This is a genomic window from Pseudophaeobacter flagellatus (genome assembly GCF_021228235.1).
Classification (GTDB): domain Bacteria; phylum Pseudomonadota; class Alphaproteobacteria; order Rhodobacterales; family Rhodobacteraceae; genus Pseudophaeobacter; species Pseudophaeobacter flagellatus.
Window position 1 is genome coordinate 263,749 of sequence record NZ_JAJQRG010000004.1, and the last position, 13,718, is coordinate 277,466.

The 13,718-nt window shown below is 61.2% G+C and carries 15 protein-coding genes; 11 read left to right on the forward strand and 4 right to left on the reverse strand.

All coding sequences use genetic code 11. The annotated features are described in order from the left end of the window. Nucleotides 1-17 precede the first annotated feature (17 nt). The 4 genes from fdhD to LRK71_RS10235 all read left to right on the forward strand — a co-directional run bounded on the left by fdhD (nt 18) and on the right by LRK71_RS10235 (nt 3,477). The gene (fdhD, locus tag LRK71_RS10220) at nt 18-884 is read left to right on the forward strand and encodes a formate dehydrogenase accessory sulfurtransferase FdhD (RefSeq protein WP_408635998.1); all 867 of its coding nucleotides are present in this window, start codon (nt 18-20) and stop codon (nt 882-884) included. A gap of 145 nt (nt 885-1,029) precedes the next feature. Then, nucleotides 1,030-1,665, forward strand: coding sequence for a molybdenum cofactor guanylyltransferase MobA (gene mobA / locus LRK71_RS10225; RefSeq protein ID WP_232403140.1), 636 nt, complete (start codon nt 1,030-1,032; stop codon nt 1,663-1,665). Next, nucleotides 1,662-2,153 carry a molybdopterin-guanine dinucleotide biosynthesis protein B gene (mobB, locus tag LRK71_RS10230; protein WP_232403141.1) on the forward strand — a complete coding sequence of 164 codons (492 nt, stop codon included), beginning with the start codon at nt 1,662-1,664 and terminating at the stop codon, nt 2,151-2,153. Before mobA ends, mobB begins: the two co-directional genes overlap by 4 nt. Before the next feature lie 67 nt (nt 2,154-2,220). Then, nucleotides 2,221-3,477 carry a molybdopterin-binding protein gene (locus LRK71_RS10235; protein ID WP_232403142.1) on the forward strand — a complete coding sequence of 419 codons (1,257 nt, stop codon included), beginning with the start codon at nt 2,221-2,223 and terminating at the stop codon, nt 3,475-3,477. Nucleotides 3,478-3,627: 150 nt separating this feature from the next. Here the strand turns inward: LRK71_RS10235 and LRK71_RS10240 are convergent, their stop codons facing one another. From LRK71_RS10240 to LRK71_RS10250, 3 genes are all read right to left on the reverse strand, one after another. After that, nucleotides 3,628-4,707 (reverse strand): hypothetical protein, encoded by a 1,080-nt coding sequence (locus LRK71_RS10240; RefSeq protein WP_232403144.1) that lies wholly within the window; start codon nt 4,705-4,707, stop codon nt 3,628-3,630. Between the two features lie 129 nt (nt 4,708-4,836). Then, on the reverse strand, nt 4,837-5,307 hold the full coding sequence (gene greA, locus LRK71_RS10245; protein ID WP_232403146.1) for a transcription elongation factor GreA: 471 nt from the start codon (nt 5,305-5,307) through the stop codon (nt 4,837-4,839). A 260-nt stretch (nt 5,308-5,567) separates the two neighbouring features. After that, nucleotides 5,568-5,951, reverse strand: coding sequence for a VOC family protein (locus LRK71_RS10250; protein WP_232403153.1), 384 nt, complete (start codon nt 5,949-5,951; stop codon nt 5,568-5,570). Between the two features lie 109 nt (nt 5,952-6,060). Between LRK71_RS10250 and soxR the strand changes: the two genes are divergently transcribed. The 4 genes from soxR (at nt 6,061) to LRK71_RS10270 (ending at nt 11,116) form a co-directional block, all read left to right on the forward strand. Then, nucleotides 6,061-6,540, forward strand: a complete 480-nt coding sequence (gene soxR / locus LRK71_RS10255; protein WP_232403154.1) for a redox-sensitive transcriptional activator SoxR — start codon at nt 6,061-6,063, stop codon at nt 6,538-6,540. Nucleotides 6,541-6,713: 173 nt separating this feature from the next. Then, nucleotides 6,714-8,363, forward strand: a complete 1,650-nt coding sequence (locus LRK71_RS10260) for an electron transfer flavoprotein-ubiquinone oxidoreductase (protein WP_232403155.1) — start codon at nt 6,714-6,716, stop codon at nt 8,361-8,363. 181 nt (nt 8,364-8,544) lie between these two features. Beyond that, nucleotides 8,545-10,305 carry a tetratricopeptide repeat protein gene (locus LRK71_RS10265; protein WP_408635996.1) on the forward strand — a complete coding sequence of 587 codons (1,761 nt, stop codon included), beginning with the start codon at nt 8,545-8,547 and terminating at the stop codon, nt 10,303-10,305. After that, nucleotides 10,295-11,116: a 4-(cytidine 5'-diphospho)-2-C-methyl-D-erythritol kinase gene (locus LRK71_RS10270; protein WP_232403156.1), complete on the forward strand. Its 822-nt coding sequence runs from the start codon at nt 10,295-10,297 to the stop codon at nt 11,114-11,116. The genes LRK71_RS10265 and LRK71_RS10270 overlap by 11 nt, the downstream gene beginning before the upstream one ends. Before the next feature lie 10 nt (nt 11,117-11,126). Here the strand turns inward: LRK71_RS10270 and LRK71_RS10275 are convergent, their stop codons facing one another. Beyond that, on the reverse strand, nt 11,127-12,125 hold the full coding sequence (locus tag LRK71_RS10275; protein ID WP_232403157.1) for a polyprenyl synthetase family protein: 999 nt from the start codon (nt 12,123-12,125) through the stop codon (nt 11,127-11,129). A gap of 57 nt (nt 12,126-12,182) precedes the next feature. Between LRK71_RS10275 and LRK71_RS10280 the strand changes: the two genes are divergently transcribed. The 3 genes from LRK71_RS10280 to LRK71_RS10290 all read left to right on the forward strand — a co-directional run bounded on the left by LRK71_RS10280 (nt 12,183) and on the right by LRK71_RS10290 (nt 13,604). After that, nucleotides 12,183-12,404 carry a putative signal transducing protein gene (locus LRK71_RS10280; RefSeq protein WP_232403158.1) on the forward strand — a complete coding sequence of 74 codons (222 nt, stop codon included), beginning with the start codon at nt 12,183-12,185 and terminating at the stop codon, nt 12,402-12,404. Next, nucleotides 12,401-13,207, forward strand: a complete 807-nt coding sequence (locus tag LRK71_RS10285) for a tRNA1(Val) (adenine(37)-N6)-methyltransferase (RefSeq protein WP_232403160.1) — start codon at nt 12,401-12,403, stop codon at nt 13,205-13,207. Before LRK71_RS10280 ends, LRK71_RS10285 begins: the two co-directional genes overlap by 4 nt. A 217-nt stretch (nt 13,208-13,424) precedes the next feature. Next, nucleotides 13,425-13,604 carry a YdcH family protein gene (locus LRK71_RS10290; protein ID WP_232403162.1) on the forward strand — a complete coding sequence of 60 codons (180 nt, stop codon included), beginning with the start codon at nt 13,425-13,427 and terminating at the stop codon, nt 13,602-13,604. The last annotated feature ends 114 nt before the right edge of the window (nt 13,605-13,718 follow it).

Genomic DNA, 13,718 nt, shown 5'->3' on the forward strand with positions numbered 1-13,718 from the left:
ATTCTGACCTGGCTAAGATTTTGGCAGACTATCTGATTGCGCCCAATCCCGGCGGAGCTGGCCTGACTCGCGCTGTCACTGGCCGCAATGAACACGGAGAACCTGTCGCGCTGTCGGTGGTCGAGGAACGACCGCTGACCATCTATCTGAATCGGCAGGAAATTGTCACCGCCATGACCATTGGCGACTACCCGGAATATCTGGCGCTTGGGTTCCTGCGCAATCAGGGGATGCTGTCGCCGGACGAAGATATCCTGCGCGTCGATTATGACGAAGAGCTGGAGACCGTGGTGGTGCGCACGGCGTCAGAGACCTCCTATGAGGAAAAGCTGCAGAAAAAGACCCGCACCTCGGGCTGCGCGGTGGGCACCGTCTTTGGCGATATGATGGAGGGGCTGGAGGGCGTGCAACTGCCCGCGACCCCAGTGAAATCCTCCTGGCTTTATACGCTGGCGCATAAGATCAACCGCACGCCTTCGCTGTACCTGGAGGCCGGCGCCATCCATGGCACGGTGCTGTGCCAAGAGGATCGCCCGCTGGTCTATATGGAGGACGTGGGCCGCCATAACGCGGTGGATAAAATCGCGGGCTGGATGCTGTCAGAAGGCGTCGAGGCCTCCGACAAGATCATGTATACCACCGGGCGGATGACATCTGAAATGGTGATCAAGACCGCGATGATGGGTATTCCGGTGCTGGCCTCGCGCTCGGGCTTTACTGCCTGGGGGGTTGAGATCGCCCAGCAGGTCGGCCTGACGCTGATTGGCCGTATGCGGGGCCAGCGGTTTACCTGCCTTTCGGGGGATGAACGATTGGAACGCGACATGGATCCCAAAGACGCGCCGGTTGAGGCAAAGAAACACCGCCGGAAGAGCGCGGGATGAGGCCAGAGGGGAGGGCCTGTTCGCGGGCGCAAGCAAAGCGCCCAGGCATCACGGCGGGCGAGCGGTACGGCGTGGGTGGGGCCTTTGGGCGCCAGAGCCAAGAGTCGCTGATGGTAAAACCTTCTAACGGGGCGGAGAATTGATGATGAGCAAACCTCTTGGTGTGATCCTCGCAGGCGGGCTTGCCACCCGGATGGGCGGCGGCGACAAGGGGCTGTTGCAGATCGGCGGTCAAAGCCTGCTGAACCGCGTGCGGGACCGGCTGGCACCGCAGGTCTCTGGCCTGGCGCTGAACGCTAATGGCGATGCTGCGCGCTTTGATGACATGGGTCTGCCCGTGGTGGCCGACAGCATTGAAGGCTTTGCGGGCCCCCTCGCGGGTGTGCTGGCCGGGCTCGACTGGGCGGCAACCCAGGGTGCAGAAGCAATTGTTACCGCCGCTGCGGATACGCCCTTTTTCCCAACCGATCTGGTGGTGCGGTTGGTTGCGGCCTCTGAAGGGCAGGCGCATCCGCTGGTGCTGGCAACAACGCCGCGCACCGGGGACGAGCTGAAATCCGGTGGGCGCAGCAAGGTGAATCGCCACCCGACCTTTGGCCTCTGGCCGGTGGCATTGCGCGATGATCTGCGCGCGGCGCTGAAGGATGGGCTGCGCAAGGTGGTGATCTGGACGGACCAGCACCAGGGACGTGAAGCCCGGTTTGACGCGACCCCCTTTGATCCCTTTTTCAACGTCAACACGCCTGCGGATCTGGCCCGGGCCGAGGAGCTGCTGCAATGAAACTCTACGGTGTCACCGGTTGGAAGAACTGCGGCAAGACCGGGCTGATGGAACGGCTGGTGAGCGAGTTCACCGATCGCGGTCTCAAGGTCTCCACCATCAAACACGCGCATCACAGTACCGATGTCGACCAGCCCGGCACCGACAGCCACCGCCACCGCATGGCCGGCGCCTCTGAGGTGGTGCTGGCCTCGGCCCACCGGGTTGCCGTGATGCAGGAATTGCGCGGCGCAGAGGAGCCGACGTTGCAAGAGCTTTTGGCGCGTATGTCACCGGTTGATCTGGTGTTGGTCGAGGGCTACAAACATGCGCCCCATCCCAAGATCGAAGCCCACCGGGCGGCGGCCGGGCAGCCCTTGATTGCGCCGGGGGATGGTACTATCCGGGCTCTGGCCAGCGATGTGCCGCTGGAAAGCGACCGGGTGGTGTTCAACCTGGATGACACTAGCGGTATTGCGGATTTCATCGCCGCAGACCTGGCGCTCTGAGTTTGCGCGCCGATAACCACGCTTATGGCCCGGCCCATAGAGACGCCGATAGACTGCGAGCTACCTGATGACCCTGAAACCACCACCGCTGCGCAATGATTGTTTTTCCCTGCCCGCCGGGGTCAACTGGACGCCGGTCGACGAGGCGCTGTCGCTCTTGCGGGCGCGGTTACGCCCGGTGGTCGGACAAGAGGTTTTGCCGCTCTCTGCTGCGGTCGGGCGGGTGCTGGCTGCGGATGTGATCGCGCAGCGTGCCAACCCACCGCAGCCCAATACGGCGGTTGATGGCTATGGTTTTGCCGGTGCGGTGCCTGAAGGTACCCATGTGATGCCGCTGGTGGCGGGGCGGGCGGCCGCCGGGCTGGCCTATACAGGTGTGGTGCCTGCGGGGCAGGCGATCCGCATTCTGACCGGCGCGGCGCTGCCTGCGGGGGTAGAGACGGTCATTCTGGAGGAAGACGTTACCCTTGGGACGGGTGAAATCGCCTTTCGCGGCCCGCTGAAACTTGGGGCCAATACCCGTAAGGCGGGCGAAGATGTGGCAGCGGGCGATGTGATCCTACCGGCGGGCCGAGTGGTCACCCCGGCGGATCTGGCCCTGGCAGCTGCGGCCGGCATCTCGGATCTCTTGGTCTATCTGCCGCTGCGCGTGGGGGTGCTGTCGACCGGGGATGAACTGCGCGAGGCGGGTGAAGCGGCCGCACCGGGGCAGATCTATGATGCCAATCGCCCCATGTTGCTGGCACTGCTGGGCCAGATGGGGGTGAGGCCAGTGGATCTGGGGCGGGTGCAGGATGACCGCGCCGCCCTGCGCGACCGGTTTGACAGCGCCAGTGCCGAGGTGGATGTCATCCTGACCAGCGGCGGTGCCTCGGCGGGGGATGAAGATCATGTTTCGGCCCTGCTGCGCGAAAGCGGCGCGCTGCAGGAATGGCGCATCGCGTTGAAACCGGGCCGCCCGCTGGCGCTGGCCATGTGGGATGGGGTTCCGGTCTTTGGCCTGCCGGGGAACCCGGTGGCGGCGCTGATCTGTACCCTGATCTTTGCCCGCCCGGCGATCGGCCTGATGGCGGGCAGCGGCTGGCACAGTCCGCAGGGTTTTGATCTGCCTGCCGGTTTTGCCAAGCGCAAAAAGCCAGGCCGACGCGAATACCTGCGCGCCCGCGTGCGCGACGGGCAGGTCGAGGTGTTCAAATCCGAAGGTTCGGGCCGGATTTCAGGGCTGAGCTGGGCCGAGGGGCTGGTCGAGCTGGGCGACGCGGCTGCCGATATTCAGCCGGGCGATCTGGTGCGCTTTATTCCCTATGGCAGCTTCACGCTTTGAACCTGGCCCTGTTTGGGGCGCGGTGAAGTGCCCCATGTGCAGCGTTCCCGAGAACATGTTGCGCAAGACTGGGTGCGGTTTTGTGGATCTAAACCATGCGATATCAGATAAGTAGAGCGTGTCGCGTGATGGTGATGAACGCGACACTTTCTAGTCGAAGGTGCCTGCAACCCGGCCCACCAGCATAAAGGCGCGGGCGGTGCGGGTATCGCCAAGTGCGGTAATTTCGCTATCGCTTGCGCGGGCTTCGAACTCGGTGAACATGCGATCAAAACGGCGCAGGAAGTGATGCGCGGCATCGCGAAAGATCGGATCCTGTTTCATCCGCGCCGAGGTCAGCGCCAAAGAGGTCCGATCGCGCACCCCGCCAAGCGCGGCGACGGCGCGGCCTCGGGTTCCCTGAGCAAACTGCCGCCAGATCTCGGGGCGGGCCATGTCGGGGCGCAGGTCATCCATATAGATGCCATCCTGACTGAGCAGGGTCAGCACATCCTGCGCCGCCTGCACCACCTGGGCGGCCTTGCGATCCTTGAGCGCGGCGCGCAGGGCGGTAAAGCCTTCTTCGTCCTCGGCGGTTTCGGGGAAATTCAGGGCCCGGACGAATTGCTCTGCCGCCAGCGGCGGGGCGATGTCTTCGGCAGAAGTGCCAAGTGCCAGGCTGCCCTGATCCTCGGTGGTGAGACGCGTGGCTTCTGGCGGGACAGCCGGGCGGCCGGTTGCGGTGCGGCTGCTTTGGAAGGTGGCCAGCGCGGTTTCGGTCTTGCGCGCGGTTTCCGCAATTTCTGTCAGCTTTTGGCTGACGGTTGAGCCGTCCGTGGCATCCGACTGCTGCGCATGGCTCAGATAGCTGTGGCGCAGGCCGTCAATGGCGGCCTGCAGGCGCTGGCATTCGCTGCGCATTTGCCTGGCCGAACGCAGGCCGCAGGCGGTGACCCAGATCAGCACCAGTGGCAGGGTCACTGCCAGTGCCGTCAACAGGGTTGGGGTCCAGTGGGCCAGGCCCTGATCCGCCGGTGCCAGCAGGTAGAGTGTAAGTACCAGCAAGAGCCAGAACACCGACAGCAGAATTGCCACCACTTCGGCGCCGCCCAGACTGTTGCTGTCCTGGTCGTTGCCGGAGAGCAGTGATCCCGGTAGCCCCTTGCCCGCAGAGTTTGGACCTGAAAGGCCAGTGTCAGCACCGTGCCCGGCAAAGGGAGAGGGGCGTTTTGAGGCATCCTGGGCAGTCATGTGCGGGCTCGCAATGCGGAGGTTGGGTCAGTTGAAATCAGGGTTAGCACAGACAAGGCTAGTGGTTTTGTGGGCGCTGGCAAGACACACGGTGCGGGCCGCCAGCGCCTGTATCAGTCAGTTGGCGCGTCAGCCGTAGGCGATGGCCAAAATTTCGTACCCGCGCACGCCGCCCGGTGTGCGGACCTCGACGCTGTCGCCTTCGTCTTTGCCGATCAGGGCGCGGGCAATGGGGGATTTGATGTTCAGCAAACCTGCCTCCACGTTGGCCTCATGTTCGCCGACGATCTGCCAGGTTTTTTCTTCGTCGGTGTCTTCATCGACCAGGGTGACCTTGGCGCCAAATTTGACAGAGCCGGATAGCTTGGCCGGATCAATGACATCGGCAAGACTCAGGATGCCCTCAAGCTCTTTGACGCGACCTTCGATGAAGGACTGCTTTTCGCGCGCCGAATGGTACTCGGCGTTTTCTGACAGATCGCCCAGCTCGCGTGCTTCTGCGATTGCCTTGATAATCGTGGGGCGCTCCACCGATTTCAGATTCTTGAGCTCAGCTTCGAGTGCGGTGTGACCCGCAGAGGTCATTGGGATCTTTTCCATATCTTGGGTCCAGGTCATTTGGGCTAGGGCACTAGCTGTTGTTGCTTTTACCAAAGGCAGAGCCCCGCTACAGAGTGCAGCGGGGCCGATTTTGGTGTTAGCAATTACCTGACCCAATCCGGCCGCAAATTTCAAGAGGCGGCAGTAGGCTGTCCACAGGCAAATCCGCTCAATCGGTGGATTTCGCTGTTTTTATGCCCGGACTGCGCGGAAAAATGCCGTGATCGGGCAGGTGTGGTAGTTGGGCCTGCCACAAGAGATCAATCATCGTATTGCACCACTTCGTATTCAATGTCGTCCTGATCGAGAAAGTAAAACCGCCGCCCCGGTTCGTAATCTGCATGGTTTTGCGGGGTGAAACCGGCGGCGATCACCGCCTTTTCGGTGGCGTCCAGGTCGTTGACAGTAACCGCGAGGTGATTCAGCCCGCCGCGCATACCATAGCTGCGCGGCCCCGCGCTGGGTGGTGTTGCCGGGGTATAGAGCGCGATGTAACTGTCATCGCCGCCTATATGGATGGTAAAGCCATCCTCTTTGGCCGCCCCAGACCAGCGGATGTGCCAGCCAAAGACCGCTTGCATCCACTGGGCCGTGGTCTTGGGGTCGGTGACGGTAATATTGGCATGTTCCAAAATGGCGCTCATCGGTTTTCTCCTTAAATTCAGTAGCGTTTTGACCTGAGTCGCCTTACGGTAATTTCTAAACCTAACTTTAGCTCAAGCATTTTTTCAGGAAATGAGAGGTATCCGAGAAATGGTAAGATCAGCAGGGGTGGCCATTGGCTATCTGTCCGAACGCACCGGCCTGGCGGTTTCGGCGATTCGTTACTACGAGGCGCAGGGCCTGTTGGAACCCTGGCGCAATGCCGGTGGCCAGCGGCGGTTTCATCGCGCCGATATTCGCCGTCTCAGTTTCATCATGATTGCCCAGAAGTTTGGATTTTCGCTGCCGGAAATCCGCGGGCTGTTGAAGGATCTGCCGGGCGGACGCACCCCGACGCCGCAGGATTGGGCGCGTATTTCAACCGGGTTTCGGGCCCATCTGGATGCACGAATCGACACGCTGCAAAAGCTGCGCGACAATCTGGACGGCTGCATTGGCTGTGGCTGTCTGTCACTGCCCAACTGTGCATTGTACAACCCGCAGGATCTGGCGGCACAAAAGGGCAAGGGGCCGCGCTATCTCATGGGGGACAGCCCAGAACCGGCTGTGCCACCGGAAAATGGGACCTGAGCAAGAAAAACAGCTGTTGCCCCTGCGGCAAAGCGCGGATCTGATGCAACTAACGCAGAGTTTGGATTGACCTGGCATGTTGCCAAACGCTAAGCAACCGCGAAAGAAAATTACGCCCAGCTCGCCCCCAGCGATGGGACCGGTAGCGAATACAATAGCCAAGGAGCACCTCTATGGCCGAGATCGAACGCGAAACGATGGAATATGACGTGGTGATCGTAGGGGCTGGCCCCGCTGGTCTTTCAGCCGCGATCCGCCTGAAACAGTTGGACAGCGACCTAGAGGTCGTGGTGCTGGAAAAGGGCTCTGAAGTGGGGGCGCATATCCTGTCTGGCGCGGTGCTGGACCCCTGCGGTCTGGATGCGCTGATCCCGGACTGGAAAGAAAAAGGCGCACCTCTGAACGTGCCGGTAAAGGAAGACAATTTCTACATGCTGGGCGAGGCGGGCGGAATCCGCGTGCCCAACTTCCCGATGCCACCGCTGATGAACAACCACGGCAATTACATCGTCTCGATGGGCAATGTCTGCCGCTGGATGGCCGAGCAGGCCGAAGAGCTGGGCGTTGAAATCTTTCCCGGCATGTCCTGTTCCGAACTGGTTTACGGTGACAAGGGCGAAGTCAAAGGCGTGGTTGCCGGTGTCTTTGGCCTGGAAGAAGACGGGTCCTATGGACCCAACACCGAGCCAGGCATGGAACTGCATGGCAAATATGTCTTCCTTGGCGAAGGTGTGCGCGGGTCGCTGTCGAAAGAGGTCATTGCCAAATATGATCTTGGCGCGGGCAAGGACGTGCAGAAATATGGCGTTGGCATGAAAGAGATCTGGGAAATTGATCCTGCCAAGCACAAGGAAGGCACCGTCACCCACACCATGGGCTGGCCGCTGAACTCCAATGCTGGTGGTGGCTCTTTCATCTATCACCTGGACAACAACCAAGTTTACGTCGGTTTTGTGGTGCACCTGAACTACAAAAACCCGCATCTCTATCCCTACATGGAATTCCAGCGCTTCAAGCATCACCCGATGGTCGCGGATCTGCTGAAGGGGGGCAAGCGTGTCGCGTATGGGGCCCGTGCCATCACTGAAGGCGGCTATCAGTCGATGCCCAAGCTTGTCGCGCCTGGTGTGGCGCTGCTGGGCTGCTCGGCCGGTATGGTCAACGTGCCGCGCATCAAGGGCAACCACAACGCCATGCTGTCAGGGAAAGCCGCTGCCGAGGCCGCCTACGCGGCGATCAAGGCCGATCGCTCCGGCGATGAGCTACCCGACTACGAGGCCGTCGTGCGCGATGGCGCCATCGGCAAGGATCTCAAGATGGTGCGCAACGTCAAGCCGATGTGGTCCAAATGGGGGCTGATGGCCTCGTTGATGCTGGGCGGTCTGGACATGTGGACCAACAACATCCTGGGCCTGTCGCTCTTTGGTACGCTCAAGCATGGCAAAAACGATGCCGAGGCGACCGAGGAAGCCTCCAAGCACAAAAAAATCGACTACCCCAAACCTGACGGGGTGCTGTCCTTTGACCGCCTGACCAATGTGTCCTTTGCCGCCACCAACCACGAGGAAAGCCAGCCCTGTCACCTGCGTCTGGCTGATCCAAGCCTGCCGATCGCAACCAACCTGCCTAAATTCGACGAACCGGCGCAGCGGTACTGCCCGGCTGGCGTTTACGAGGTGGTGGAAAAAGACGGCAAGCCGGAGTTCGTGATCAACTTCCAGAACTGCGTGCACTGCAAGACCTGCGACATCAAAGACCCAAGCCAGAACATCACCTGGACCACGCCCCAGGGCGGCGATGGCCCGAACTATCCCAATATGTAACGACACAGGCCCGCAGTGGGCGCCTCTGTGCGCCAAGTTAGCGACTAATAGCCTGTAGCGCGGCAAAACGGCGGAAATTACGCAAAATTGGGGCGGCCTTCGGGTCGCCCCATTGCGTGTCGGGGCCTGCCGCACTACGCTTTCTCTCCAAGCGACGCGCACACGTACAGGAGGCCCCCAGGTGCCGGCATCATTTCTTCGCAACCTGCCTATTTTGACCCCAACGTTCTGTTTCCGCCCCTTCGTTTCCCTGGCCGTCTTGGCCGCCACAGGGGCGCTGGCGGCGCAGTCCGCAGTGGCCGAAGGGCTGGCCGGGGCCTATCTGGCGGGCCGGGCAGCCACCTATGAAAGCGATTTTTCCGCCGCAGCAGATTATTATACCCGTGCATTGGTGCGGGATCCGTCCAATCCGCTGCTGATGGAAAACGTGGTCTTTGCCCATTTGGCCCAGGGTCAGATGAAACAGGCAATCCCGGTGGCCGAACGGCTTTGGCAAAGTGGCGCGCGCAGCCAGGCGGCCAATATCGTCATGGTTGGTGGTTTTGCCCTGGCCGAGGATTTTCAAACCATTCTGGAGCGCGACGAAGAGAGCCGACAAATTCACCCGCTGGTGGATGGGCTGGTCGAAGCCTGGGCACATATGGGGACCGGCTCTGTTGATAAGGCGCTGGCGGTGTTTGATCGCATTGCCGAGGAAGAGGCCCTGCGCCCCTTTGCCCTTTACCACAAGGCGCTGGCACTGGCTTCTGCTGGCAATTATGGTGGCGCAGAGGCGCTGTTTGCAGCCGATGAAGGCCAGCTGGCGCGGCTGTCGCGTCGCGCGGCCCTGGCGCGGATCGAAATCCTGTCGCAGCTGGGTGAAAACGAACAGGCGCTGGCAACGCTAGAGGCCAGCTTTGGCAGTGCCACGGACCCAGCTCTGGATGACATTCGCGCCCGGCTTGCCGCTGGCGAAGCGCTGGGCTTTTCGATTGCCAGCACCGCCCGTGATGGCATCGCCGAGGTGTTCTTTACCCTCGCCGCCGTGATGAGCGGTGAAGCCGCCAGCGATTTTGTCTTGATGTATGCCCGCGTCGCCGCCGCGCTTAGCCCGCAGCATATTGATGCGGTTCTGCTCAGTGCCGATTTGCTGGATCAGCTGGGCCGCTATGAACTGTCGATTGCCACCTACAAGCAGGTGCCCAACACCCATCCCGAATACTACGCCGCTGAAATGGGCCGGGCCGAGGCAATGCGCCGGGCCGCCAAACCGGATGCCGCCGCCGAGGTGCTGGAACAGCTAGTGCAGGATTTCCCCACCCTGCCGCAGATCTCGATCAGCCTGGGCGATTTGCTGCGCCAGCAAGAGGACTATGCCGGCGCCGTTGCGGCCTATGACACTGCTCTGTCTCTTCTGGCCGAGGATGCCGGCAGTCGCTGGTTCCTGTATTACGCCCGTGGCATTGCCCATGAACGGCTAAAGGAATGGCCCAAGGCCGAGGCTGATTTCCGCGCGTCCCTGGCGCTGCGCCCCGATAGCCCGCAGGTGCTGAACTACCTTGGCTATTCGTTGATCGAAAAAGATGACAAGCTGGATGAAGCCCTGGGCATGATCGAACAGGCCGTCGCGGCGCGCCCGGATTCGGGCTATATCGTCGACAGCCTGGGCTGGGTGTTCTATCGGCTTGGCCGCTACGAAGAGGCCGTTGCCCATATGGAGCGCGCGGTCGAGCTGATGCCGGTGGATCCAGTGGTCAATGATCATCTGGGCGATGTTTACTGGGCGGTGGGCCGCCAGCGCGAAGCCGAATTTCAGTGGAAGCGCGCCCTCTCCTTCATTCGCAGTGGCAAGGGCGATGGCGAGGCTGATCCCGACCGGATCCGCAGCAAGTTGGAAATTGGGCTGGATCAAGTGCTTGAGCAAGAAGGCGCAGCCCCTCTGCAGGTCGCCAATGAAGGCTGATATCTTTGCCCCGGCAAAGATCAACCTGACCCTGCATGTCACCGGCCAGCGCGCCGATGGCTATCATCTGCTGGATTCCCTGGTGGTCTTTGCCGATCTGGGCGATCAGCTGCAGCTGGAACCGGCACCGCAGATGGCACTTAGCCTGTCTGGCCCCTTTGCCGATGGCGTGCCGAATGATCAGCGCAATCTTGTCTGGCAGGCTGCGCGTGGTGTGGGCTGGCAGGGGCATATTCATCTGAGAAAAGAGCTGCCGCATGGTGCTGGTATCGGCGGTGGGTCCTGCGATGCAGCGGCCCTGCTGGCGGCGCTGGCGGCACAGGGGCGGGTAGTTCCGCCTGGCTTGGCGCTGTCACTGGGGGCGGATGTACCGGTCTGCGGTCTTGCGCGGGCCGCCCGTATGCGTGGCATTGGCGAGGACATCACCAAGGTTGATCTGCCAGAGCTGCAGGCGCTTTTGGTCAATCCCGGCTGCCATGTTCCGACAGGGGCGGTGTTTTCGGGACTGCAAAGCCGCGACAATCCGCCAATGCCAGAGGCGATCCCCGCCTTTTCCAGCCCATCGGACTGTGCCGCCTGGCTGGCAGAGCAGCGCAATGATCTGGAGCCAGCAGCCCGGCGCATTGCCCCTGAAATTGATCGGGTGCTGGGGGATCTGGGCACCAGCTCTGGCGCGCTGCTTGCCCGCATGTCCGGGTCCGGAGCCACCTGCTTTGCGCTTTATACCAGCAAAAAGGCGGCCCACAAGGCCGCCTATCAGATCGGCACCGAACATCCCGACTGGTGGCTTCGGGCTGTCAGCCTGACCTGAAGAAGCCGGGCTAGTTCAGGCGTGACACTACATAATCGGCCAGATCATGCAGCATTTTGCGAATGGGATGATCCGGCAGCACGGTCAGGGCCTGGGTCGCAGCTTCCGCCCAACGCAGCGCGTCCTGACGGGTGGCCTCTAGGGTGTCGTATTTTGCCATCAAGGCAAGGGCCTGTTCCAGATCGCCCTCGGCTTGCTTACCCTTTTCGATGGTCCGCTGCCAGAACTGGCGCTCTTCCTCGGTGGCTTGGGCCACCGCCTTGATCACCGGCAGGGTCAGTTTGCGTTCGCGAAAATCATCACCGACATTCTTGCCGGTTGCATTGCTGTCTCCTTGATAATCCAGCAGGTCATCCGCAATTTGGAAGGCAATGCCCAGGGCGTCGCCATAGTCATAGAGCGCCTTGATCTGATCGGCAGGGGCCTCGGCGATCACACCGCCCACCTCGGTTGCGGCAGAAAATAGCGCGGCGGTCTTGCCCCGCACCACCTGCAGATAGATCGCTTCATCGGTAGAGAGATTCGAGGCGGCAGTCATTTGCAAGACCTCGCCCTCGGCGATGGTGGCAGAGGCATTGGCAAGAATGTCCAAGACCTGCAGCGAGCCAGTTTCCACCATCAGCTGGAAGCTGCGCGAAAACAGGTAATCGCCAACCAGAACCGAGCTTTTGTTATCCCACAACAGATTTGCCGTGGGGCGGCCACGGCGCTGGCCGCTTTCGTCAACCACATCATCATGCAGCAGGGTGGCGGTGTGGATGAATTCGACGGTGGCCGCCAGTTTGATATGATGCGCCCCCTCATAGCCACAGAGCTGAGCGGCGGCGAGGGTCAGCATCGGCCGCAGACGCTTGCCGCCGGCCTCGACCAGATGGGCAGTCACCTCGGGGATCCGGGGGGCGTGTTTCGACGCCATTCTGGTCTGGATCAATGTGTTGACCGCGTCCATCTCTGAGCTCAGGGTCGCGGCGAGCAAGTCATGTGGTTTCTGCGTTGTGATTTGGTTCATTGCTTCCCCGGCTTTCAGGCTCGACAAGGTCAGTGCCTTGCCCTTAGATCCATCCCCATGAAAGAACTTTTGCGCAGCACCGATCCGACTGTCCTGGCCTTTGCATCCGCCCTTCTTGAGGGAGAGGATATAGACTGCTTTCAGATGGACGTAAATATGAGCATCCTTGAAGGTGGCATCGGAATTTTCCCGCGCCGCCTGATGGTGCGCGCAGCGGATTACGACCTGGCGCTGCGTGCGATGCGGGACAATGACATCCCGCTTGGCCAGGCGACATGAGTGGCACGGGCAAAGCCGAGCCTGTGGCAGGGCTTAGTTTTGCCGATGAGGCGCTGTCCCTGAATGATTTCCTTGGCGGTCGGGTCAAGCTGTGGCAGCCGCGAGAGGGCTATCGCGCCGGGGTGGACCCGGTGCTTTTGGCGGCAGCTCTGCCTGCGCACGCGGGCGAACAGGTGCTAGAGCTGGGCTGCGGTGGCGGGCAGGCCCTGTTGTGCCTCGGCGCGCGGGTCCCTGGCCTGGGGTTGACGGGGGTAGAGCTTCAGCCTGATTACGCCAATCTTGCGCGGCGCAACGGCCGCCAGAATGGTCAGGTGCTGGAAGTGGTCGAGGCCAACCTGGCGAATCTGCCGAAACAGCTGCGCCAACGCCAGTTTGATCACGTGCTGGCCAACCCGCCCTATTACCGCACAGGCGCCCATAGTCCGGCGCTGGATGCGGGGCGGCAGATCGCCCTGGGTGGCGACACCCCGCTGTCGGTCTGGATTGAAACCGCGGCGCGGCGGCTGGTCTATAAGGGCTATCTGCATATGATCCAGCGGGCTGATCGTCTGCCGGAAATGCTCAGCGCCTGTCAGGCCTGTCTTGGCTCGCTTGAAATTTTGCCGCTGGCGCCGCGGCAGGGTCGCCCGGCCGAGCTGGTTTTGCTGCGCGCGCGCAAGGGCGGACGGGCTGATTTCCGGCTGCATGCGCCGCTGATCTTGCATGAAGGTCTGCGTCACACGGCTGACGCAGAGAGCTATCGCCCCGAAGTGCGGGCCATCCTGCGCGAGGGCGCGCCGCTGATCTGGCCCGCGCCAAAATAAGTATCTAGCGCCCACTTTGCAATCAATGTCCGTAAAAACGGCAGCATTTTTTGGTGATTTTGCCTATAGAAATATAGCTTTTGGCGGGCTTCAGCCGATATGACAATTTCATGACAAAAATATGCGTCTGCAGCGTGACAGATGGTAAAACTTGTGTTCCACTCACTTTGACCCCGTCGTTTCGGGGTCGCATATCTCGCTTTAAAGGAGGAACGCCATGAGCCTCAGCTCGCATCTGACCGAACTGAAAAAGAAGCATGACCACCTTAGTATGGAAGTAGAGACGGCCCAACGATCCCCCAGTGTTGATGGCCTGGTGATTGCCGGGCTGAAGAAGAAGAAGCTGAAACTCAAAGAAGAAATTGAGCGGCTGAGCTACGAAACTGAAACCGCATAGGCCCAAGCGCCGCGCGTTGCCATCAGGGCAAACGGCGGTAAATTGGCCGATAGTTGAAATTTTGGGCTGCCAGTTGTGGCGGCCCTTTATGTTTTCATCATGTTTTCATCCGCG

Bases quoted from the DNA above. Each gene is read 5' to 3' on its own strand.
- LRK71_RS10240 (WP_232403144.1), bottom strand. From the start codon at position 4,707: ATGACTGCCCAGGATGCCTCAAAACGCCCCTCTCCCTTTGCCGGGCAC.
- mobB (WP_232403141.1), top strand. From the start codon at position 1,662: ATGAAACTCTACGGTGTCACCGGTTGGAAGAACTGCGGCAAGACCGGG.
- LRK71_RS10250 (WP_232403153.1), bottom strand. From the start codon at position 5,951: ATGAGCGCCATTTTGGAACATGCCAATATTACCGTCACCGACCCCAAG.
- soxR (WP_232403154.1), top strand. From the start codon at position 6,061: ATGGTAAGATCAGCAGGGGTGGCCATTGGCTATCTGTCCGAACGCACC.
- LRK71_RS10275 (WP_232403157.1), bottom strand. From the start codon at position 12,125: ATGAACCAAATCACAACGCAGAAACCACATGACTTGCTCGCCGCGACC.
- LRK71_RS10280 (WP_232403158.1), top strand. From the start codon at position 12,183: ATGAAAGAACTTTTGCGCAGCACCGATCCGACTGTCCTGGCCTTTGCA.
- LRK71_RS10270 (WP_232403156.1), top strand. From the start codon at position 10,295: ATGAAGGCTGATATCTTTGCCCCGGCAAAGATCAACCTGACCCTGCAT.
- LRK71_RS10260 (WP_232403155.1), top strand. From the start codon at position 6,714: ATGGCCGAGATCGAACGCGAAACGATGGAATATGACGTGGTGATCGTA.
- LRK71_RS10235 (WP_232403142.1), top strand. From the start codon at position 2,221: ATGACCCTGAAACCACCACCGCTGCGCAATGATTGTTTTTCCCTGCCC.
- LRK71_RS10285 (WP_232403160.1), top strand. From the start codon at position 12,401: ATGAGTGGCACGGGCAAAGCCGAGCCTGTGGCAGGGCTTAGTTTTGCC.
- LRK71_RS10290 (WP_232403162.1), top strand. From the start codon at position 13,425: ATGAGCCTCAGCTCGCATCTGACCGAACTGAAAAAGAAGCATGACCAC.
- mobA (WP_232403140.1), top strand. From the start codon at position 1,030: ATGAGCAAACCTCTTGGTGTGATCCTCGCAGGCGGGCTTGCCACCCGG.
- greA (WP_232403146.1), bottom strand. From the start codon at position 5,307: ATGGAAAAGATCCCAATGACCTCTGCGGGTCACACCGCACTCGAAGCT.